Consider the following 22,076-nt stretch of genomic DNA (forward strand, 5'->3'; position numbering starts at 1 on the left):
TTGTGGTGTTGATATTAGCGCGGCGCGTGCAGACGATGCGTTTGGTCGGCAAACGCGATACCCGCTGGGGTGTCATCATGCTGCGAGTTTGCCAGACGGAAGACGGAAACCGCCTGCTTCAGCAGTCTCGCCTGCTCTTCCAACGAATCGGCAGCAGCAGAGGATTGTTGAACCAGTGCGGCGTTCTGCTGCGTAGTGCTGTCCATCTCAACAATTGCCTGGCTAACTTGGCTGATTCCGCGACTTTGCTCATCCGATGCGGTAGCAATTTCACCCATGATGTCATGCACCTGCGTGATAGAGATGACGATATCATTCATCGTTTTACCGGCATTGCCAACCAGCGTCGCTCCGCGTGATACCTGGGTAACCGATTCAGAGATCAGGCCTTCGATTTCCTTCGCGGCCTGTGAACTACGCTGGGCAAGGCTACGGACTTCGCTGGCAACCACAGCAAAGCCGCGGCCTTGTTCACCGGCGCGGGCGGCTTCGACTGCGGCGTTCAATGCCAGAATGTTAGTCTGGAAGGCGATGCTATTGATGACGGACGTGATTTCCGCGATACGCTTAGAACTGCTCTCAATCGCCGTCATGGTTTGCACCACATTATTCACCTGCTCGCCGCCTTGTTTTGCGGTTTGAGATGCGCTGATTGCCAGCTTGTTAGCGTGGTGTGCGTTATCTGCGTTTTGCTTAACCGTCGCGGTGAGCTGCTCCATGCTGGCGGCAGTTTGCTCAACGGCAGCGGCCTGTTGCTCGGTACGTGATGACAGGTCCGTATTACCCGCGACGATCTCGCTGGACGCGTTAGAAATCTGGCTGACACCGACGCGAATGTCATCGATCATATTGTGCAGGTTGTCATTCATTTTCGACATTGCACTCATCAACTGACCCAGCTCATCCTTACGCGTTGTGTTGATGGACATGGTGAGATCGCCTGTCGCGATTTTTTCAGCCATGCTCAATGTGTTGCCAAGCGGTGTCGTGATCTGACGTGAAATAAACCAGGAAATCAACAGACCAAGCAGTAGCGTAATGAGCGCTGCGATGATCATTTGCAGCGTGGCACTGCGAATGTCTTCCTGTGAAGCAGCCAACTGATCGTTGAGCAGCGATGCGATGACGCTATTCAACTGATCCGCAACCGCCCGCATTTGCCCCGCTTGTGCTATTTCTTCTTCATAGGCCGGCATATAGGCCAGAACCTGCTCTTCATAGTTGTTCATTATTGCTAGAACGGGCGTCAGTGTTTCACGCTGTTCGGCAGACAGGCTTTGATACAGGAAGGTCAATGACGTTTGTGCTGCGTTGATGGCATCCGTCAGCTTTTCTTCAGATTCTTTATTGGTAGTCAGTAATAACCCACGAACGTGGTAGCGGACGGCAATCAGTTTTTGGTTCAGGTCAGAAAGTAATAATTGAAGAGTAGTACTGTTATTGTCTGTCTTTAATTGATCGTTGAGCTGTTCTAGCGGTTTTTCCGTCGTTGATATATTCCAACTTTTTCTGACGGCATCCTTTTTTCCCACTGCATTAATATAATTACTTTGTTTTTCCTGATAGCTGGTAATTAATGTTGGGATATTGGCTATTTTCTTGGCGTCGCTTTCCGGCCAGTTAAATTCTTTTGCTTTTTCAGCGAGTTTACTGACATTGGCAATGTGTTCAACGTTCTTTTTTATATCATCAGGATTATAGGTGGTGCCGTATAATGCGCGGTAATATTTAGCCTGGTTAATTTCATCATTGATATTGTTGCTTAAATTCACTTTATCAATACTGTCTTTCAGCGAGCCAATATGCATAATGCCCGCACCGGCAATTACCATGGTCATCAGCAGAATCAGGAAAAAACCTAATCCTAATTTTTTACCGACTTTTAGATTATCAAAATTCATCGTCATCACATCCCACCACTATATCGTATTGAGTCGAATTCACTATCCTGATGCACACGTATTTAGCGGTGTTAGCATCTCGGATTACCGCTTACCAAGCTTATCCCTGCACAATAACATGATAAAAACCTGCAATAGATATCGGCACGTTACTCCGAAACTTTATGCGCCAGTGAGAGAGGAATGCCAACGTACATGCTGCTCGGCATCGAGGTAGGGATAATAAAAAACTGGAATAACAGACTGTTATTCCAGTTTATATTCAAATGCAGAAGAGGCCTGATGGTATCAGGCACTCAACGGCTTTATTTTTTCGCGCTAGCGAAACGCGCAGCAGCTTCGTCCCAGTTCAACACGTTCCAGAATGCTTTAGCATAAGCTGGACGAAGATTCTGATATTTCAGGTAGTAAGCGTGCTCCCATACGTCCAGACCGACGATTGGGTAGCCAGACGCACCAGAAACGGCTTCACCCATCAGCGGGCTATCTTGGTTTGCAGTAGACACGACGGCCAGTTTGCCGTCGTCTTTCAGTACCAGCCACGCCCAGCCAGAACCGAAGCGGGTTGCTGCTGCTTGCTCAAATTTCTCTTTAAACGCATCAACGCTGCCGAAATCACGTTCGATGGCCGCTTTCAGGTCGCCAGTCAGCGTCGTGCCGACTTTCAGGCCTTTCCAGAACAGGCTATGGTTAACGTGACCACCCGCGTTGTTACGCAGTGCCGTTCTTTTCTCCGCAGGAACTTTGTCCAGTTGAGCGATCAGCTCTTCAGCAGACAATTTAGCCAGTTCAGGCAGAGATTCCAGCGCGGCGTTAGCATTATTGACATAAGCCTGATGGTGTTTGGAATGGTGAATTTCCATCGTTTCTTTGTCGAAATGCGGTTCCAGTGCGTCATAAGCATAAGGCAGCGATGGCAGTGAATAACTCATGTTTAGCATCTCCATGGTAAAAAAAATGTTACGGCACTGTGTTGTTAGTACCGCGTAAGCAATACCTTCATTATAGTTAATTAAATGATATTGAAAATGATTATTCTCGAATGGGTGGCATGAGTCAGATTGCTTTACTTCATGATAACAAACGCTTATGTCGTTATTGCACTATGTAAAAACAAATTAATCTATGCCCTTCGCCTGCAAAACGCCGCGACTCTGGTGGTGTCTCTTACGCGCTCAAACGCTGTGGATGCGTGTAGATAGTCGCATGTCCCGACCGACAAAAACCGACCAGTGTCAGGTTGCAGCGCTGTGCGACCTCTACGGCCAGTGAGGTGGCCGCTGAGACAGCAAACAAGATTTCCACGCCGCACATGGCGGATTTTTGGACCATCTCATAGCTGGCCCGGCTGGAAACTAGCGCAGCGCCTTTCTGCCACCCTTGTTTCGCTCGGGTGCCCAGCAGTTTATCCAGCGCGACATGGCGGCCGACGTCTTCACTCCCCCCAGACAGCGTGCCGTCTGGCGCGACCCAGCTTGCGGCGTGAGTACAGCCTGTCACTTGGCCGATCTTCTGCACATCACGCAGCCGCACCAGCGCGTTTTCAAGTTTGCTAAGGGAAAATGTCTGCGTGAAGGGCAGCGGTGCGATCGGTTTGCCGATTTCCGCAAGTTGCTCTACGCCACATACGCCGCAGCCTGTGCGACCATCCATCGCCCGGCGTCGCTCTTTTAGTCCAGCGAAGCGTCGGCTCGAAAGCTCAATCTGTACTTCGATACCGTTACAGGCGGTCTGTACATCAATGCCGTAGATATCAGCCGGTGATTGAATAATGCCTTCAGACAAGGAAAACCCGAGTGCGAACTGCTCCAGTTCCTTCGGTGAGGCCATCATAACGACATGCGATATGCCGTTATAAACCAACGCAACGGGCACCTCTTCCGCCAGCCAGTCAGACTGTGGCTGATGCAGAGAATCGGGATGATAGACTGAATGTTGCGTTGCGCCTTCAAGGGCGGCATCCGCTGGTAAATGAACCCCTTCCACCTGAAATACCTGCATGTTAGTAACCCTGGAAATTAAAAGTATTATACCCGTCATACTTCAAGTTGCATGTGCGTTGGCTGCGTTTAGTCACCCGAATCACTTACTTGAGTAAGCTCATCGGGATTCCTTCTCTTGCCGCCTTCCTGAAACTCGAATTATTTAGGGTATACCTCACCACGCCTGAAGGGACGCGACTTTTTCTCGCAAGAAACTGTGCGTCAACTCGAAGAGTTGCCTTCTTCTCTGGCCGAATCCTGTCGCGAACCCCATACCCCGTATAGGCTTAATTTAACTGCTTACTGTTTGCCTCTTTTTTCACTGCGGCATGGCCGCTCACCCGGAAATGAAAAGGAGACTGAAATGGCGCACGATAATCTCGAAGGCCGATCCGCGTCTGGCGAATACGGCTCTCTCAATCTGAAAAAACGCTATGACAATTTTATCGGCGGAGCTTGGGTACCACCTGATGCTGGTCAGTATTTTGTCAATTTGACGCCAGTAACTGGCCAACCGCTCTGTGAAGTGGCCAGTTCGTCAACGCGAGATATTGATCACGCGCTGGATGCCGCTCACAAGGCAAAAGCGGAATGGGGTGGTCTGTCGGTGCAGGAGCGCGCGTTGGTGCTTAACCGAATCGCCGACCGGATGGAGCAGAATCTTGAGCTGCTGGCACAGGTGGAAACCTGGGATAACGGTAAACCGATACGCGAAACGAGCGGGGCAGACGTACCGCTGGCGATTGACCACTTCCGCTATTTCGCGGCCTGTATCCGCGCGCAAGAAGGGGGGATTAGCGAAATTGATGGCGATACCGTGGCCTATCATTTTCATGAGCCTCTCGGCGTTGTCGGGCAAATCATTCCCTGGAATTTCCCGCTGCTAATGGCCTGTTGGAAGATGGCACCAGCGCTGGCCGCCGGTAACTGTATTGTGCTGAAACCCGCCAAACTGACGCCGATGTCGGTGTTGATTTTGATGGAACTGATTCAGGATCTGCTGCCGCCAGGTGTCATCAATGTCGTTAATGGGTCGGGCAGCGAAATTGGTGAATACCTGGCGACGTCGAAACGCGTTGCAAAAGTGGCATTCACCGGTTCGACCGAGGTGGGTCAGCAGATCATGAGCTATGCGGCGCAGAACGTGACGCCGGTGACGCTGGAGCTAGGTGGCAAATCGCCGAACATCTTCTTTGCCGATGTGATGGATAAGGAAGACAGCTTCTTTGACAAAGTGCTCGAAGGTTTCACGCTGTTTGCCTTCAATCAGGGCGAGGTCTGTACCTGTCCGAGCCGCGCGCTGGTGCAGGAATCTATCTACGATCGCTTTATGGAACGGGCAATCAAGCGCGTTGAGGCGATCCGCATCGGTAACCCGCTGGATAGCAAAACCATGATGGGCGCGCAGGTGTCCGCAGGTCAGCTTGACACCATCCTTAACTACATTGATATCGGTAAGAAAGAGGGCGCACGCGTGCTCACGGGCGGCCAGCGCAAGGCGATGCTGGGCGGGTTGGCGGAAGGGTACTATCTGGAACCGACGATATTGTTCGGTAAAAACAGTATGCGTGTCTTCCAGGAGGAAATTTTCGGACCGGTGCTGGCGGTGACGACCTTCAAAACGATGGATGACGCGCTGGAGATCGCTAACGATACGGAATACGGTCTGGGAGCTGGCGTATGGAGCCGCAACGGCAATATCGCCTACCGGATGGGGCGCGGTATTCAGGCTGGCCGCGTCTGGACCAACTGTTATCACGCCTATCCGGCGCATGCGGCATTTGGGGGTTACAAGCAGTCCGGCATCGGGCGTGAAAACCATAAAATGATGCTGGAACACTACCAGCAAACCAAGTGCCTGTTGGTGAGTTACTCTGATAAGCCGATGGGGCTGTTCTAGCGCCATATTCCGTAAGATCCTGCGCGCTTGCCACCGTCGGCGCGCATAACTTAACTCAACACCGTTTTCCGTATTAAGCCGTCCTTACACTAGGATTTGCCCGGTTGTTATAGCTGATGATTGATAGTTGATTGTGTCAGCGCTTAACAACGGCTACGCTGTTTTGAATAGCGCTTTGCTTTCAAGAGGTTGTGCATGATGGATAAGATCGGCTGGATTGATAACCTGCGGGCGCTGGCCTGCATGATGGTCGTTCTGATTCATAGCACAACGTACTATATTACCGCGGGTGGCACGCCGGGCGATGGACACTGGGATGTGGCGAATATCCTGAACTCTGCCTCGCGCGTCTGCGTTCCGCTGTTTTTCATGATCTCGGGTTACCTATTCTTTGGTGAACGTCGCGCGGGGAAGAAGCATTTTCTGCGTATCGGTTTATGCCTGCTTTTCTACAGTACGGTTGCGCTGATTTATATTGCGACGCTCACGCCGATTAATGGCCTGAATTCACTGCACCATGCGCTGCAAAAACCGATCTTTTATCACTTATGGTTTTTCTACGCCATTATCGTGATTTATCTGCTTTCTCCGCTTATTACCATCAAGCCGGTATCAGGTAAATATTTAGCCGTCTTGATTATCTTGCTGGCCGTTGTCGCCAACCCCAATACGGGGCGAGTGGAGTTTGAAGGCTTTAAATTACTGCCCGTGAATCTCTATATTTACGGTGATACGTTTTACTACGTGCTGTACGCCGCGCTGGGGCGCGCGTTAGGCATGTTGGACGTGCCAAAGAAAGTCGTGCTGGCGGCTATCCCCTTCTTCATTGCGTGTGTCGCGCTGGTTGCGCTGGGGACAAAGCACCATACATTATTGAACGATACGTTCACCCAGACGTTTTACATCTACTGTGGCCCGCTGGTATTTTTGGCTGCGGTCAGCCTTCTGGTAGTGTTTAAGCACTACTTTAGCCAGCGGATTTTACCGGGCTTTGCCACCATTTCGCGCCATTCACTGGCGATTTACGGCTTCCACGCGTTGATCATTCACTATCTGCGTACGCATGATGTGATGTTACCCGCTCATCCGGTTCTCGATATTTTCTATGTTTTCTCCATCACGCTGGCAGGCAGCCTGCTGCTTTCGATGGCGCTACAGAAAGTCGATGTGCGTCGCTGGGTTAGCTGACTACGGATTAATTTTTACATCAACGGCTTAAGCTGTTGGTAGAGAGCCTTAAATGTACGCCTCCGCTCGGCATAGTCGGCGTGACGCTGGGGGGCAGGTTGATGAACCTGTTCCAGCGGCAGCGGCGGCAGGAGCTCTGCCAGTGGCGTATGTGGATGCATGGCGATTTGCGCCAGACGGGCAGCACCGAGCGCAGGGCCAACATCTCCTCCCGTGCGGTATTCCAGCGTTTGACCGCTGATATCTGCCAGCATTTGCCGCCAGTATGCGCTACGTGCACCACCGCCAATCAGCGTAATACTATCGGGCTTGAGCCCTGTCATATGCAGCGCGTCCATGCCGTCGGCAAGTGCAAATCCTACACCTTCCAGTACCGCTTTTGCCAGTTCAGCACGGCCGTGCTGATGGGTGAGCCCCCAGAATGCGCCTTTGGCATCGGGATTATTGTGCGGCGTGCGCTCGCCGGAAAGATAGGGCAAGAACCACACTGGCGTTATCGTGTCGTCGACTGGCGTCGAAGCGATTTCCTGCAACAGTGCAGGCACGCTCTCCGCGTGCGTCAGACGGGCGACCCAGTCGAGGCAGGACGCGGCGCTTAACATCACAGACATCAGGTGCCAGGTATTCGGCAGCGCGTGGCAGAAGCTGTGGACGGCATGTTGCGGATTGCTGAGAAAGCCGTCACTGACGGCGAAGTAAACGCCGGATGTGCCGAGAGACAGCATTGCCTGACCCGTTTGATACAGCCCGACGCCAATCGCGCCTGCTGCGTTATCTCCACCGCCAGCAATGACGGGGATGGGATCCATACCCCAACGGCTGGCGATGTCAGGCCGCAGATAACCGGTAATTTGACTGCCTTCATACAGCGTGGGCATGTGCTTGCGGCTCAGCGCACAGGCTTCCAGCAGGGTGTCGCTCCAGTCTCGTTTGGCGACGTCCAGCCAAAGCGTTCCCGCCGCATCGGACATGTCGCTGGCAAATTCCTCTGTCAGACGCCAGCGGAGATAGTCTTTCGGCAACAGAACTTTATCAATTTGGCGGAAGATGTCGCTTTCGTTTTCCTGCACCCATTTCAGCTTGGGCGCGGTAAAGCCCGGCATCATCAGGTTGCCGGTAATCTGGCGCGATGTAGGCACCTGCTGCTCCAGCGTTCGGCATTGAGCCGCGCTGCGTCCGTCATTCCAGAGAATCGCGGGTCGCAGCACGTTCTGGCGAGCATCCAGCAACGTGGCACCGTGCATTTGCCCGGTCAGCCCCAGCGCTTTCACGGCGCGAAGGCTGTGCGTGGCTGCCAACGCCTGTATCGCCTGCTCGGTTGCTTGCCACCAGTCTTCAGGTGCCTGTTCCGACCAGAGCGGGTGCGGACGAGAAATGCTCAGCGCAGCGCTATGGCTGGCAACCACCTCGCCAGCTTCATCCAGCAGGATGGCTTTAACACCCGAAGTACCCAGATCAATACCGATATACATAGTGGCTCCTGATAAGCCTCTGCGACAGGGTTTAGTCTGTCACAGTAGGTGTGACGTAGTGAGTGTATCGCTTTAGCCAAAGAGGTGGCGGTTAACCAGATTTTCCAGCAATTCCTGCTGGCCACTCTGGTGCTGTGGCGCCAGTTGATGGCTTTCTGCATACCGGGCAAGCGATTCCAGCGAGGCGTTACCTTGCAGGATTTGCTGACCCAGTTCCCCGTTCCAGCCCGCATAGCGTTTAGCGACCAACTGATTGAGCTTATCATCCTCAATCATTCTGGCGGCAGCCTTGAGCGCCAGTGCCATCGTATCCATCGCGCCGATATGCGCATGGAAAAGATCATAGCGATCGGTGCTCTGGCGGCGAACTTTGGCATCAAAGTTCAGGCCACCCGTCGTGAAGCCACCCGCTTTGAGAATTTCGTACATGATCAGAGCGTTCTCTTCCACGCTGTTAGGGAACTGATCGGTGTCCCAGCCGAGCTGCGGATCGCCGCGGTTTGCATCGACAGATCCGAAAATGCCCAGCGCGACAGCAGTGGCGATTTCATGGTGGAAGGAATGGCCTGCCAGCGTAGCGTGGTTGGCTTCCACGTTGACTTTAATCTCTTTTTCCAGCCCAAACTGTTTCAGGAAGCCATAAACGGTGGCGACATCATAATCGTATTGGTGTTTGGTCGGTTCCTGCGGTTTCGGTTCGATGAGCAGCGTGCCCTGAAAGCCGATTTTGTGTTTATGCTCGACGACCATCTGCATGAAGCGGCCGATTTGTTCACGCTCCTGACGCAGGTCGGTATTGAGCAGGGTTTCATATCCCTCACGCCCGCCCCACAGCACATAGTTTTCGCCACCCAGTTTTTGGGTCGCGTTCATGGCTGTGAACACCTGTGTGGCCGCCCAGGCAAAGACGTCTGGGTCAGGACTGGTGGCCGCGCCTGCGCCATAACGGGGATGGGTGAAGCAGTTCGCGGTGCCCCACAGTAGCTTCACGCCGCTATCCTGCTGCTTTTCCGCCAGCACATCGGTAATTACCGCAAAGTTATGCAGATACTCTTTCAGTGAATTCCCTTCTGGCGCGACATCGACATCATGAAAGCAGTAGTAAGGCACGCTGAGTTTTTGAAAGAATTCGAATGCGATATCCGCTTTGCGCTTTGCCAACTCCAGCGCGTCGCCTGACTGCTGCCACGGGCGGGAAAAGGAGCCAACGCCAAACATATCCGCGCCGTTCCAGCAGAACGTGTGCCAATACGCGACGGCAAAACGCAAATGGTCCGCCATACGTTTACCGAGTATTTCCTGATCGGGATTGTAGTGACGAAAGGCGAAGGGATTGTTGCTTTGGCTACCTTCATAACGAACTTTTTCGATCTGTTCAAAATAGGCTTGCATCGTTAACTCCTTAGAAACCACCCAGACGGAAGAGACGGGAATGTGATTAATTTTCGGAGTGGATGAGTGTTTCCTCAATTACGTTATTTCACACTGAAATTCAGAGAATTATTAAATGTGCGCTGTGTCGCAAAAATAACGGCGTTTTACTCTGAATACGCTTCGCAATAGGTAACAAAATGAAAATGTGACTCGACAATAAAATATGACCCGTATCAAAAAACGGAAATTAAACCAAAAAACATAATTGGAGGATAAAAATCTGTAATTGATGGGGGGATGTTTAGCGACAATACTCATCTGGCTATTGGAGTCTTACCCGTCATACTTCAAGTTACATGTGCGTTGGCAGCGTTCAGTCACCCGAATCACTTACTTGTGTAAGCTCATCGGGATTTCCTCTCTTGCCGCCTTCCTGTAACTCGAATTATTTAGGGTATCGCCCTGCATCTTAAATAAAAAAAGGTACGCTATGATGAAAGTTAACCATTTTTTACTCTCAGCTTGTGCCGTATTCACTTTAGCTTGTCAGCCCGGATTCGCGAAGGACGTTAAAATAGGCATGGCGATTGATGACTTGCGTCTTGAACGCTGGCAGAAAGATCGCGATCTTTTTGTTGAGCAAGCCAAAAAGCAGGGCGCTGATGTTTTTGTTCAATCAGCAAACGGCAATGAAGCGACGCAAATTTCTCAAATAGAAAACATGATCAATCGCGGTGTCGATGTATTAGTTATTATTCCTTATAACGGTCAGGTACTTGGTAATGTTATTGCGGAAGCAAAACGTGAGGGAATAAAAGTGCTTGCTTACGATCGCATGATTAATAATGCGGACGTGGATTTTTATATTTCATTTGATAATGAAAAGGTTGGAGAACTACAGGCGAAATATCTCGTCGATAAGGTGCCCGGCGGGAACTATTTCTTAATGGGTGGTTCACCGGTCGATAATAATGCGAAGCTATTTCGTCAGGGGCAAATGAAGGTGCTCACGCCGTTGATCGAGAGTGGGAAAATAAAAGTGGTCGGCGATCAGTGGGTTGATGCCTGGCTACCAGAGAACGCGCTGAAAATTATGGAAAATGCACTAACGGCGAACAGCAATAAGATCGATGCTGTTGTGGCGTCGAACGATGCCACGGCGGGCGGAGCGATTCAGGCGCTTGCTGCACAGGGATTAGCAGGGAAAGTCGCGATTTCCGGTCAGGATGCCGATCTGGCGGCTATCAAACGGATTGTGGCAGGCACGCAAACGATGACCGTCTACAAACCGATCAGCAAGCTGGCGAAAGATGCCGCAGATATCGCCGTGGCGCTCGGCTCCGATAAAAATCCGGAATCTAACGCTAAATTAAACAATGGCTTGAAAGATATTCCTTCCTTCTTACTGACTCCGATTCCCGTCGATAAATCCAATATCGATTCCACCGTCATTGCCGATGGCTTCCACAAAAAAGCGGATGTGTATTAACGCACGCCGCAGCCAATAGATTTCAGGATGTAGGAAATTTACCGAGCCACGATATGCCGTTGTGGCTCGCCACTGTCGCTGACGAGGTCTGAGACACCTGAATCACGGGGGCCATGATGCCGCATCTGTTGGAAATGAAAAACATCACCAAGGCGTTTGGCACGGTGAAAGCCGTAGATAACGTTAGCCTGATGCTGGAGGCAGGCCAGGTCTTGTCGCTGTGTGGCGAGAATGGCTCTGGCAAATCCACCTTAATGAAGGTGCTGTGTGGCATTTATCCGTATGGCAGCTATGACGGGCAGATCGTGTTCTCGGGTGACGAGCTACGCGCCAACCATATTCGCGATACGGAGCAAAAAGGCATCGCGATCATTCATCAGGAACTGGCGCTGGTGAAAGAGATGACGGTGCTGGAGAACCTCTTTTTGGGCAACGAGTGGACGCGTTTTGGCGTGATGGATTACGACAATATGTATCTACGCTGCCAGCGCATGCTGGAGCAGGTCAAGCTGGCTGTCGACCCGAATACCAAAGTGGGTGAACTTGGATTAGGTCAGCAGCAGCTGGTAGAAATCGCCAAAGCGCTGAACAAGCAGGTGCGTCTGCTGGTGCTGGATGAGCCAACGGCCTCATTGACCGAGCGGGAAACCGCTATCCTGCTTGAGATCATTCAGGATCTGCGCGATCACGGTATCGCCTGTATCTATATCTCGCACAAGCTCAACGAAGTTAAAGCCATTTCCGATGTGATTTGCGTGATTCGTGACGGGAAGCCGATTGATACGCGTCCGGCGACCGAGCTGAGCGAGGACCAGATCATTGCCATGATGGTGGGGCGAGAGCTGACGGAGCTTTATCCCAATGAACCGCATGTCATTGGTGAAGAAGTGTTACGCGTAGAACACCTTACCGCCTGGCATCCCGTCAATCGCCATATTCGCCGGGTGGATGATGTCTCGTTTGTTCTGCACCGAGGCGAAATTCTCGGCATTGCCGGGCTGGTTGGGTCGGGGCGTACGGAGACGGTGCAGTGCCTCTTTGGTTCCTATCACGGCCATTGGCAGGGCGACATCTTTATTGATGGTAAGCCAGTGACCATCAGCAACTGCCAACAGGCGATGGCACAGGGCATTGCGATGGTGCCGGAGGATCGTAAGAAGGACGGCATCGTCCCGGTGATGAGCGTGGCGCAGAACATGACGCTAGCGGCACTCGACCAATTCACGGGGGCGTTTTCCATGCTTGATGATGCCCGTGAGCAGGACATCATCCGGCAGTCGCTGGCGAACCTGAAGGTGAAAACGTCCAGCCCGGAACTGGCGATTGCCCGGTTAAGCGGCGGCAACCAGCAAAAAGCGGTGCTGGCGAAATGCCTGCTGTTGAACCCCCGCATTCTGATTCTCGATGAACCCACGCGCGGCATTGATATCGGTGCCAAATACGAAATCTATAAGCTGATTAATGCGCTGGTAAAACAGCACATTGCCGTCATTGTCATTTCTTCTGAATTGCCCGAAGTGCTGGGGTTGAGCGATCGGGTATTGGTGATGCATCAGGGGCGGATCAAAGCGGATTTGATCAATCGTGATTTAACCCAGGAACAGGTTATGGAAGCTGCATTGAGGAGTGAACATCGTGCTGAAAACATCGCAGTCTGAACAACAACATATCGCTGGCTCTGCCTCGATGCTGCAACGGTTGAAAAGCATCAATCTTCAGGTCTACGTGATGATTGCCGCCATCATCGCCATCATGCTCTTTTTCACCTACATGACCGACGGGGCGTATCTCAGCGCGCGTAATCTTTCCAACCTGCTGAGGCAAACGGCGATCACCGGCATTCTGGCGGTTGGCATGGTGTTTGTCATTATCTCTGCCGAGATCGATCTGTCGGTCGGTTCGATGATGGGGCTATTGGGCGGTGCGGCGGCGATTTTTGATGTCTGGTTTGGCTGGCCCTTGCCGTTGACCATCGTCGTGACGCTTGCGCTGGGACTATTGCTGGGCGCGTGGAATGGCTGGTGGGTTGCCTACCGGAAAGTCCCTTCGTTTATCGTGACGCTGGCGGGGATGTTAGCTTTTCGCGGCATTCTGATCGGTATCACCAATGGGACGACGGTTTCTCCGACCAGCGAAGCGATGTCGCAGATTGGGCAGAGCTATCTGCCTTCCGGAATCGGTTTCATGTTCGGTGCCATCGGGTTGATGGTGTTTATTGCCTGGCAGTGGCGCCGGCGCAGCAGTCGCGCCCGATTAGGGTTACCGATAAATCCACCCGCAGGTGATATTGGCCGTCAGACAGTGACGGCACTGGTGGTACTGGGTGCGATTTATCTGCTGAATGACTATCGCGGTGTGCCAACACCAGTGCTGGTGCTGACGCTGTTGATGCTGGGCGGTATTTTTCTCGCGACGCGAACCGCATTTGGCCGCCGCATCTATGCCGTGGGTGGGAATATCGATGCCGCTCGCCTATCGGGCGTGAATGTCGAGCGCACCAAAATGACGGTATTCGCGATTAATGGCCTGATGGTTGCGGTCGCTGGGCTGATTCTCAGTTCACGATTGGGTGCAGGTTCGCCATCCGCCGGGAATATTGCCGAGCTGGATGCGATTGCCGCCTGCGTGATTGGCGGTACCAGTCTGGCGGGCGGGATTGGCAGCGTGGCGGGTGCGGTGATGGGGGCATTTATCATGGCGTCGCTGGATAACGGGATGAGCATGCTGGATGTGCCGACGTTTTGGCAATACGTCGTAAAAGGCGGAATCCTGCTATTGGCGGTATGGATGGATACCGCAACAAAGCGGCGTGTATGACGTGATGTTGAGTCTGCGTAGGAAATACGCGGCGGCTCGCAATAATCAGCAAATTATTTTGGCCTCTTGGGACGCTGTGCTATTCAAGGAAGAAGACTTTATTCAAGGAACTTGCGATTAATGAGCGCCAACTGCCATGTTTGAAAAACGCTATCGCATCACGCTGCTGTTCAACGCCAATAAAGTGTATGACCGTCAGGTGGTTGAAGGGGTTGGCGAATATTTACAGGCTTCCCAGTGCGACTGGGACATCTTCATTGAAGAGGATTTCCGTTGCCGCATTGATAACATCAAAGAATGGCTGGGCGACGGCGTGATTGCCGATTTTGACGATGGTGAGATTAAACGGCTGCTACAGGATGTGAATGTTCCGCTGGTGGGGGTGGGGGGTTCTTACCATCAGCCCGAAGATTACCCGCCTGTGCATTATATCGCGACAGATAATTATGCATTGGTGGAAAGCGCGTTTATGCACCTCAAAGAGAAAGGGCTGAACCGCTTTGCGTTTTATGGCCTGCCGGCATCGGGTGGGAAAGGCTGGGCGCAGGAACGGGAGCATGCTTTCAGGCAGTTGGTTGCGGCAGAAAAGTATCAGGGCGTGGTGTATCAGGGAATGGAAACGTCACCGGATAACTGGCAATACGCGCAAAATCGGCTGGCTGACTGGGTGCAGGGGCTGCCACCGCAGACGGGGATTATCGCGGTGACGGATTCTCGCGCGCGCCATCTGCTGCAAGTCTGCGAACACCTTAATATTGCCGTACCGGAAAAGCTGTGCGTCATCGGGATCGATAACGAAGATCTGATCCGCTACCTTTCACGCGTTGCGCTCTCGTCGGTAGCGCAGGGTACACGCCAAATGGGATATCGTGCAGCGAAACTGCTGCACCAGTTACTGTTGAATCAGTCTGATGTACCGCTACAGCGTATTTTGGTGCCGCCGGTTCGGGTGGTTGAACGTCGCTCAACGGATTATCGCTCCGTGCACGATCCTGCGGTGATTCAGGCGATGCATTTTATCCGCTATCACGCCTGCAAAGGGATTAAGGTTGAGCAGGTGCTGGATGCGGTAGGGATTTCCCGCTCGAACCTGGAAAAACGCTTCAAAGACGAAGTCGGCCAGACCATTCACGGCATGATTCATGAGGAAAAGCTGGATCGGGCGCGTAACTTGCTAATATCGACCTCGCTCTCGATTGGTGAGATCTCGTTGATGTGCGGCTACCCTTCGTTGCCTTATTTTTATGCCGTCTTTAAGAAAGGGTATGACATCACGCCGAAAGAGTACCGCGAGCGTTATGGGGAAGGTTATTGATGCGGGAAAGGCAGGAAGGCGCGAGGGTGCGCGCCTTATCATTAAGTTGGTGAACGGTTACGCTGGCACGCGCCAGTAATCGTAATCAATGTGCTCAACCTGGAAGTTGGCGTTTTCTTTGTCACCGGTCAGGCGGTTGGCGAGGGTAAAGGCAAAATCGAATGTCACGCCCAGACCTTTGCCGCTGATCAGATTGCCGTCTTCCACGACTTTCTCGTCAACGTAAATGCCATCGGTCACGTCCTGCCATAAATTCCCGGAGCAAACGTAGCGGCGGCCTTTCAGCAGTTTGTTACCACCCAGCACGCGCGCGGCTGCGGAGCACAGTGGGCAAATCAGTTTTCCCGCGTCATCGTGGCGACGGATAAACTCGACGACCATCGGGTTTGCGGCCAGATTTACCGTCCCCTGTGGGCCGCCGGGAATAACCACGGCATCAAACAGCGTGTCCTGGTTTCTTTCCAGCAGAGCATCGGCAAACATGCGAATATTATGATAACTGTGCAGCTCCAGTCTGTCATAGCATGACAGCATGGTGACTTCTATCTTCATACGGTGCAGTACATCAATCACCATAATCGCTTCTGCTTCTTCAAACCCAGGAGCCAGCAGAACGGCGACTTTCTTAGACATAGCATCTCCAGCAATATGCAAGGGAAGGTGTTAACCGCAAGAGGATAGCAAAGAAATATCGACAAAATGAAACGATGTTTTATTAATGTCGAGTGGGTCGCGTAAACGATTTTTGCTGCTTAGCCTGAAGAGAAGATAGCGCTATACTTGCTAACTTGGTCGTGAATTGGCCGCGAATTTTTTTGCATGAAAGTATGACTCTTCTCTTCCTGTCCTGCCAAAAAGATGTTTAAATTATCACTCACTTATTTTGCATAAATATGCATTTGTGAGTATGTCGATGTTGGTCATCGTCTAGCCCGCTTGATGCAGGATGTGCACAGGGTGCGAACACTCACGAATGTATGGCGTAACATAATGGTGTGGGCGACTCAGCTTATATCCAGAGATCTTTCGAGCAGGGATTATATATATGACAACGATTCTCAAGCATCTTCCGGTTGGTCAGCGTATTGGTATTGCGTTCTCGGGTGGTCTGGATACCAGCGCTGCACTGCTTTGGATGCGTCAAAAAGGCGCGGTTCCTTATGCATATACCGCGAACCTGGGGCAGCCAGACGAGGATGACTACGAGGAAATCCCACGTCGGGCTATGGAATACGGCGCAGAAAATGCTCGCCTGATCGATTGCCGTAAGCAACTGGTTGCTGAAGGTATCGCTGCGATTCAATGTGGCGCATTCCACAACACGACGGCGGGCGTAACCTATTTCAACACCACGCCGCTGGGCCGTGCGGTTACCGGCACGATGCTGGTTGCTGCAATGAAAGAAGACGGCGTCAACATCTGGGGCGACGGCAGCACCTATAAAGGCAACGATATTGAGCGTTTCTATCGTTACGGCCTGCTGACCAATGCTGAACTGAAGATTTACAAGCCGTGGCTGGATACCGATTTCATTGATGAGCTGGGTGGCCGTCAGGAGATGTCCGAGTTTATGTCACAGGCAGGATTCGGCTATAAAATGTCGGCCGAGAAAGCCTATTCCACCGATTCCAATATTCTGGGTGCGACGCATGAAGCGAAGGATCTGGAATTCCTGAATTCCAGCGTCAAAATCGTTAACCCGATTATGGGCGTGAAGTTCTGGGACGAGAACGTCAAAGTGCCAGCAGAAGAAGTGACCATCCGTTTTGAACGCGGTCACCCAGTTGCGCTGAACGGCAAGACCTTTACCGATGACGTTGAACTGATGCTGGAAGCGAATCGCATCGGTGGTCGTCACGGTCTGGGCATGAGCGATCAGATCGAAAACCGTATCATTGAAGCGAAAAGCCGCGGTATCTATGAAGCGCCGGGAATGGCACTGCTGCACATTGCCTATGAGCGTCTGGTTACTGGTATCCACAACGAAGACACTATCGAGCAATACCACGCCAATGGCCGTCAACTGGGTCGTTTCCTGTATCAGGGACGCTGGTTTGATTCTCAGGCGCTGATGCTGCGTGATTCTTCTCAGCGTTGGATCGCCAGCGCCATCACCGGCGAAGTGACGCTGGAGCTGCGTCGTGGCAATGATTACTCCATCATGAATACCGTGTCTGACAACCTGACCTACAAGCCAGAGCGCTTGACCATGGAGAAAGGCGACTCGGTCTTCTCGCCGGATGACCGTATTGGCCAGCTGACCATGCGCAATCTGGATATCACCGACACGCGTGAAAAACTGTTTAACTATGCTGAAACGGGCTTGCTCTCTTCCTCCGCCAGCACGGGTCTGCCGCAGGTTGGGCAACTGCAGGATAAAACAGAGAAATAACGCACAGATTGAGTAATATAAAAATCCGGAATCGTCTCGCGCTTCCGGATTTTTTTTATCTGTTTATCATATGTTTATATTGGTTTTTCTCGCGTTGTCTTTTTGTGTGTGAACTCTTGCTGACAATGCAGGTTGCATCTGTACAACCGCCGTGGAAAGGGACAGAATATCTATAAATAATCAGCCAAGATAATAATCTGAAGGCGAAGGATCTGTGGGATGGCGTATCGTTTTTTGAGGTTATGTATTAACTTTTCAATGGAGGAAAAATGTTAGAGATATTTGATGTAAATCACACCTTGTTGTCAGAAACGAAATCAGAAGAGCTATTTACCCTCAGAAAAGAGACGTTTAAAGATCGACTGAATTGGGCCGTGCAATGTACTGATGGAATGGAATTTGATCAGTATGATAATAATAACACGACTTATCTTTTTGGCATCAAAGATAACACCGTTATCTGTAGTTTGAGATTTATTGAAACAAAATACCCTAACATGATTACCGGGACGTTTTTTCCTTACTTCAAGGAGATAAATATCCCTGAAGGTAATTATCTGGAATCGAGTCGGTTCTTTGTAGATAAATCACGAGCGAAAGATATTCTCGGTAATGAATACCCAATTAGTTCGATGTTGTTTCTTTCGATGATTAATTACTCAAGGGACAAAGGTTATGATGGAATATATACGATAGTGAGTCACCCTATGCTGACGATATTAAAACGCTCTGGCTGGGGAATTCGCGTGGTCGAACAAGGTTTATCAGAAAAGGAAGAAAGAGTCTATTTGGTTTTTCTTCCCGTTGATGATGAGAATCAGGAAGCGTTGGCTCGTCGTATTAACCGTAGCGGGACATTTATGAGCAATGAATTGAAGCAGTGGCCTCTAAGGGTACCTGCCGCTATTGCACAGGCTTGATGAGCTGTAACTCAACGCCGAGCCTGATTGCATGCTTGGCATTCAGGACGCCAAGTTTTTTCACAACGTTGCCGATATGAAATTTTACCGTACTGGTTTTGATACCGAGAATAATCGCAACTTCCAGATAGGTTTTACCCATACTGGCCCAGTAAAGGATTTCATTTTCTCGCTGAGAGAATATTTCTTTATTATTTAATTGTTTTTTACTTTCAATCATCTCTCTGCAAAGGGAGATGATTTTTTCATATGCATCAATTAATAGCATCTGAAAGGTGTCTTTTTTCTCTTCAATGAATGTATCAACATCATCTGGATATGAGCTGTCCACGATAATCGATAGCATAGCCAGATTGTCGCCGTGATCGTGAAGTACAAAAGTATATCCGTTGATAATATTATATTTTTTAGAGAGGTCGAATATCTTGGCAAGCTGTAGTCGTGTGTTAATAACCAGACTTTTCTCCCAAGAGAAAGGCGATATTTTATTAAAGGAGGCAAGAACAACAGGATCAATATGCTGGTATTTGTTTTCTTTGTAGAGGTTAACCCATTCATCGGGATAACTGGAAATAATGAGCATTTCAGAGGGGTTTTTCTTATTCAAAACCATAAATGAGAATTTGATGCCATCGTAGTGATCCAGGTTTTCATTAAAATGACCTTTGATTACCCTGCTTATTATTTCGCTACTGGAGAATAATGGCGACATCTCATGACCTCAGTCTGAAGAATCAACATCCTTGTAACGGAAAAGTATATACCTACACCTGTACCTAAGTCTAATTGTTATGGGGGAGTGAAAAAACATACAATCGAACGACAATGCTAAGGGCGTAAAGTAAAAGAAATAAATAACGCTCTGGATAAGCGTGATGACTGGCTAACATCAGGGAATGCTAATTAAGCGAGATTTATCAGTAATATAATAAAATTCTTCTTACTTTTCTATGGCCTGTATTGTTTACAGGCCGCCAGATGCTCAGGTTAATTAATTCCATCAGTGCGACTCTTTCTCGAATAACCCTCGCCTTTCATATTGTTATCCCTTTCGTTGTACCTCACGCCTCGTCGATATTGTGGTATTCCCACAGCCGATTGAAATGCACATCGTCGAGATTGCGGGCTGAATCCGCGTTACCCGCAAAGGGCCGTGCGGTTGTTGCCGCAGCTCCCCACGGCTGTTCTCTGTCATAGCTGGCGTCAATCGTGCTGTCGCGAATCACTAACTGGCCGTTTGCCGTCTGGCCCGGTTGATATCCCGTCTGCCTTGCTCCCTGATCCCAGGCGCGCCCCAGTTTGGCCTTTCTTTCTCTGCTGAAGCCTTCGTCTCCCGTAAAACGACACGCCACTGCCAGAAAGCCGTATTGCACCCACGGCATGCTATCAGGCGCGAAGACGTGAATATCTTTCGCCCCACGGCTGGAAACGGTATGAAAGTGGACATGCTCGAATACCGCGGTTGCGCGCCCAAAAACGTAGTCGACATCGCCCTCAATGTAGCTGTCTTTAATGTAGACCCGGCTATAGCGGTCCGTGACGTACTCATTCTGGAGGTTGCTGGTATTGACGAAAAACGTATCCTGACGACCGATGAGGCGAACCTGTTCAAGCTGTATCTTGTCGCCGTCGGTGCGCAGCGCGACGGCCTGATGCGCGCGACCATCCACTGAATCCAGCAAGGTATTCACTACCGTCAGATTCTTCATCTGGAAATTGTCGCTTTGCGACCAGACCACGGCGGCACAAATGGTATCAATCGTCGCGTTCTGCTTTGATGCACAGAGATCGTACAGGTACCAGGCTGGGTCACCGGGCTGGTATTCGCCGTGTGAGTTCACGGTTTCCCGGTAGGTTGCCGGTGAAAACATCGAATCAAGCGCGAGTTGGATCACTACGTCATCCGGTTGTTCTCCCACCCCACATAGCGTGAGCGGTGGCGCATCGGCAGGGATGTAGACTGTGCCGGTATAGGTGCCCGGCAGCAATGTAATCTCAATGCGCCCCCGATCCTGCTGCGCCCGCAGCGCGGCGTTCACCGCCTGTTGAATATGGGTATGTGTTGCACCATCCACCCCTACCTGCGGCCCGACAACCCACGGCGTTGCCGGATCGACTTCAATCGGTGCGGGCTGCCAGACATCAGCCTCAGCTTGGTCATCGTTCCCACGCAGCGTGAAATAGTGCGGGAGCGTGAAGCGTTCTGCTTCCTGTGCGGAGAGAATGGGGCGATAAACGGTGCCGGGGTATGTCTTTTTTTTCATGATCTTATCCTCTCTTCGCGGCAAGATTCTCTGGAATATCATGGGTTCTCTGCCCGAAGCGCAACCGATAGGTTGAGGGCGTGAGATGCAACTGCTGGCGAAAATGGTGGCGTAACGAGGCTGCGGTACCAAATCCCACCGTTTCGGCGATTTTCTCGATCGATAAGCACGTGTTTTCCAGTAAATCGCGTGCGGTATTCAGCCGTTCGGCCAGTAGCCAGCGTGCTGGTGTCGTACCCGTAGCGGCAGAAAAACGGCGAAGGAACGTGCGTGGACTCATACAAGAAATTGCTGCCAGTTTCGTAACGGAATACTCTTCCGCGAGGTTGGCTCGGACATGATCGATAAGCGGCCCGAGGCGTGAGCGTTCGTAGTCTACCGGTACTGCTTTTTCAATATACTGCGCTTGCCCACCATCACGATGCGGTGCGACCACCAATCGGCGAGCCACTTGATTGGCCGCTTTGCTGCCGTAATCCCGACGGATGAGGTGCAGCCCAAGATCGATACCTGCGGCACTCCCGGCTGACGTAAGAATCGTTCCTTCATCAATATAAAGAACGTCTGGCTCGATGTTGATATCAGGATATTGCATTTTCAACGTGTCGCTGTAGCGCCAATGTGTCGTGGCGCGTCGCCCGGAAAGCAGGCCGGTCGCCGCGAGGACAAAAACCCCAGAACAGATAGAGAGCAGCCTGGCACCTTGCTGATGTGCTTGGCGTAATGCATCGATCAGATGTGTGGGGACGGGCACATCACTGCCTTTCCAGCCGGGAATGATAATCGTCCCCGCCTGTGTTAACAGTTCAAGGCCACCATCGGCAACAACATGGATGCCACCGGTTGCCCGCATCGCGCCACTGTCTAAGCCCGCGACGGCAAACTGATACCAGTCTTTTCCCATTTCGGGGCGAGGAAGGCCGAAGACTTCAACGGCAATACCAAACTCGAATGTACACAAGCCATCATAAGCAAGAACGACAACAAGCGGGTTGAACATCGATTTCCTCACTTCGATAACTTGTCATGATATTGACGATATATGGCAATAATGCCATCTGC

17 protein-coding genes are annotated in these 22,076 nt (G+C 51.2%); 8 read left to right on the forward strand and 9 right to left on the reverse strand.

Annotated elements, in window-relative coordinates:
• Positions 1 to 14: 14 nt before the first annotated feature.
• From EIP93_RS00510 to fdhD, 3 genes are all read right to left on the reverse strand, one after another.
• Positions 15 to 1,907, reverse strand: coding sequence for a methyl-accepting chemotaxis protein (locus tag EIP93_RS00510; RefSeq protein ID WP_125232120.1), 1,893 nt, complete (start codon positions 1,905 to 1,907; stop codon positions 15 to 17).
• 299 nt (positions 1,908 to 2,206) lie between these two features.
• Entirely contained in the window at positions 2,207 to 2,833 is a 627-nt protein-coding gene (gene sodA / locus EIP93_RS00515; RefSeq protein WP_010284182.1) for a superoxide dismutase [Mn], read from the reverse strand.
• Between the two features lie 235 nt (positions 2,834 to 3,068).
• Positions 3,069 to 3,902, reverse strand: coding sequence for a formate dehydrogenase accessory sulfurtransferase FdhD (fdhD, locus tag EIP93_RS00520; RefSeq protein WP_125232121.1), 834 nt, complete (start codon positions 3,900 to 3,902; stop codon positions 3,069 to 3,071).
• 345 nt (positions 3,903 to 4,247) lie between these two features.
• Here fdhD and exaC point away from each other — a divergent pair, with 345 nt between their 5' ends.
• A complete protein-coding gene (gene exaC, locus EIP93_RS00525) occupies positions 4,248 to 5,783 on the forward strand; it encodes an acetaldehyde dehydrogenase ExaC (RefSeq protein ID WP_125232122.1) in 1,536 nt (511 codons plus the stop codon).
• A gap of 195 nt (positions 5,784 to 5,978) precedes the next feature.
• A complete protein-coding gene (locus tag EIP93_RS00530; protein WP_125232123.1) occupies positions 5,979 to 6,971 on the forward strand; it encodes an acyltransferase in 993 nt (330 codons plus the stop codon).
• Positions 6,972 to 6,985: 14 nt separating this feature from the next.
• On the opposite strand, the gene xylB is transcribed toward EIP93_RS00530, so the two are convergent.
• Together xylB and xylA are read right to left on the reverse strand one after the other, a co-directional pair.
• On the reverse strand, positions 6,986 to 8,443 hold the full coding sequence (xylB, locus tag EIP93_RS00535) for a xylulokinase (RefSeq protein WP_105880069.1): 1,458 nt from the start codon (positions 8,441 to 8,443) through the stop codon (positions 6,986 to 6,988).
• A gap of 72 nt (positions 8,444 to 8,515) precedes the next feature.
• A complete protein-coding gene (gene xylA / locus EIP93_RS00540) occupies positions 8,516 to 9,835 on the reverse strand; it encodes a xylose isomerase (RefSeq protein ID WP_039546353.1) in 1,320 nt (439 codons plus the stop codon).
• Between the two features lie 475 nt (positions 9,836 to 10,310).
• Between xylA and xylF the strand changes: the two genes are divergently transcribed.
• The 4 genes from xylF (at position 10,311) to xylR (ending at position 15,438) form a co-directional block, all read left to right on the forward strand.
• The gene (xylF, locus tag EIP93_RS00545; protein WP_039546355.1) at positions 10,311 to 11,306 is read left to right on the forward strand and encodes a D-xylose ABC transporter substrate-binding protein; all 996 of its coding nucleotides are present in this window, start codon (positions 10,311 to 10,313) and stop codon (positions 11,304 to 11,306) included.
• Positions 11,307 to 11,422: 116 nt separating this feature from the next.
• Positions 11,423 to 12,964, forward strand: coding sequence for a xylose ABC transporter ATP-binding protein (locus EIP93_RS00550; protein ID WP_125233299.1), 1,542 nt, complete (start codon positions 11,423 to 11,425; stop codon positions 12,962 to 12,964).
• A 28-nt stretch (positions 12,965 to 12,992) separates the two neighbouring features.
• Positions 12,993 to 14,123 carry a xylose ABC transporter permease XylH gene (gene xylH, locus EIP93_RS00555; RefSeq protein WP_219600700.1) on the forward strand — a complete coding sequence of 377 codons (1,131 nt, stop codon included), beginning with the start codon at positions 12,993 to 12,995 and terminating at the stop codon, positions 14,121 to 14,123.
• A 136-nt stretch (positions 14,124 to 14,259) separates the two neighbouring features.
• Entirely contained in the window at positions 14,260 to 15,438 is a 1,179-nt protein-coding gene (gene xylR / locus EIP93_RS00560) for a D-xylose utilization transcriptional activator XylR (RefSeq protein ID WP_039483217.1), read from the forward strand.
• A 57-nt stretch (positions 15,439 to 15,495) separates the two neighbouring features.
• Here the strand turns inward: xylR and EIP93_RS00565 are convergent, their stop codons facing one another.
• A complete protein-coding gene (locus tag EIP93_RS00565) occupies positions 15,496 to 16,071 on the reverse strand; it encodes a DJ-1/PfpI family protein (protein ID WP_039542456.1) in 576 nt (191 codons plus the stop codon).
• Between the two features lie 412 nt (positions 16,072 to 16,483).
• Here EIP93_RS00565 and argG point away from each other — a divergent pair, with 412 nt between their 5' ends.
• Positions 16,484 to 17,830 (forward strand): argininosuccinate synthase, encoded by a 1,347-nt coding sequence (gene argG, locus EIP93_RS00570; protein WP_005968056.1) that lies wholly within the window; start codon positions 16,484 to 16,486, stop codon positions 17,828 to 17,830.
• 269 nt (positions 17,831 to 18,099) lie between these two features.
• A complete protein-coding gene (gene carI / locus EIP93_RS00575) occupies positions 18,100 to 18,750 on the forward strand; it encodes an acyl-homoserine-lactone synthase CarI (RefSeq protein WP_010300609.1) in 651 nt (216 codons plus the stop codon).
• On the opposite strand, the gene EIP93_RS00580 is transcribed toward carI, so the two are convergent.
• The 3 genes from EIP93_RS00580 to ftrA form a co-directional block, all read right to left on the reverse strand.
• A complete protein-coding gene (locus EIP93_RS00580; protein ID WP_103862806.1) occupies positions 18,734 to 19,462 on the reverse strand; it encodes a helix-turn-helix transcriptional regulator in 729 nt (242 codons plus the stop codon). The two genes, carI and EIP93_RS00580, sit on opposite strands and share 17 nt — an antisense overlap.
• A gap of 349 nt (positions 19,463 to 19,811) precedes the next feature.
• Positions 19,812 to 21,014 carry a pectinesterase PemB gene (gene pemB, locus EIP93_RS00585; RefSeq protein WP_125232124.1) on the reverse strand — a complete coding sequence of 401 codons (1,203 nt, stop codon included), beginning with the start codon at positions 21,012 to 21,014 and terminating at the stop codon, positions 19,812 to 19,814.
• Between the two features lie 4 nt (positions 21,015 to 21,018).
• On the reverse strand, positions 21,019 to 22,014 hold the full coding sequence (gene ftrA / locus EIP93_RS00590) for a transcriptional regulator FtrA (protein WP_125232125.1): 996 nt from the start codon (positions 22,012 to 22,014) through the stop codon (positions 21,019 to 21,021).
• Between the last annotated feature and the right edge of the window lie 62 nt (positions 22,015 to 22,076).

Source organism: Pectobacterium versatile, assembly GCF_003932035.1.
In the GTDB taxonomy this organism is placed as follows: domain Bacteria; phylum Pseudomonadota; class Gammaproteobacteria; order Enterobacterales; family Enterobacteriaceae; genus Pectobacterium; species Pectobacterium versatile.

Coding starts and splice junctions, on each gene's coding strand:
- ftrA (WP_125232125.1), bottom strand. CDS start 22,014: ATGTTCAACCCGCTTGTTGTCGTTCTTGCTTATGATGGCTTGTGTACA.
- EIP93_RS00530 (WP_125232123.1), top strand. CDS start 5,979: ATGATGGATAAGATCGGCTGGATTGATAACCTGCGGGCGCTGGCCTGC.
- xylB (WP_105880069.1), bottom strand. CDS start 8,443: ATGTATATCGGTATTGATCTGGGTACTTCGGGTGTTAAAGCCATCCTG.
- EIP93_RS00565 (WP_039542456.1), bottom strand. CDS start 16,071: ATGTCTAAGAAAGTCGCCGTTCTGCTGGCTCCTGGGTTTGAAGAAGCA.
- xylH (WP_219600700.1), top strand. CDS start 12,993: ATGCTGCAACGGTTGAAAAGCATCAATCTTCAGGTCTACGTGATGATT.
- xylF (WP_039546355.1), top strand. CDS start 10,311: ATGAAAGTTAACCATTTTTTACTCTCAGCTTGTGCCGTATTCACTTTA.
- sodA (WP_010284182.1), bottom strand. CDS start 2,833: ATGAGTTATTCACTGCCATCGCTGCCTTATGCTTATGACGCACTGGAA.
- EIP93_RS00550 (WP_125233299.1), top strand. CDS start 11,423: ATGCCGCATCTGTTGGAAATGAAAAACATCACCAAGGCGTTTGGCACG.
- xylR (WP_039483217.1), top strand. CDS start 14,260: ATGTTTGAAAAACGCTATCGCATCACGCTGCTGTTCAACGCCAATAAA.
- EIP93_RS00580 (WP_103862806.1), bottom strand. CDS start 19,462: ATGTCGCCATTATTCTCCAGTAGCGAAATAATAAGCAGGGTAATCAAA.
- carI (WP_010300609.1), top strand. CDS start 18,100: ATGTTAGAGATATTTGATGTAAATCACACCTTGTTGTCAGAAACGAAA.
- argG (WP_005968056.1), top strand. CDS start 16,484: ATGACAACGATTCTCAAGCATCTTCCGGTTGGTCAGCGTATTGGTATT.
- fdhD (WP_125232121.1), bottom strand. CDS start 3,902: ATGCAGGTATTTCAGGTGGAAGGGGTTCATTTACCAGCGGATGCCGCC.
- pemB (WP_125232124.1), bottom strand. CDS start 21,014: ATGAAAAAAAAGACATACCCCGGCACCGTTTATCGCCCCATTCTCTCC.
- EIP93_RS00510 (WP_125232120.1), bottom strand. CDS start 1,907: ATGACGATGAATTTTGATAATCTAAAAGTCGGTAAAAAATTAGGATTA.
- exaC (WP_125232122.1), top strand. CDS start 4,248: ATGGCGCACGATAATCTCGAAGGCCGATCCGCGTCTGGCGAATACGGC.
- xylA (WP_039546353.1), bottom strand. CDS start 9,835: ATGCAAGCCTATTTTGAACAGATCGAAAAAGTTCGTTATGAAGGTAGC.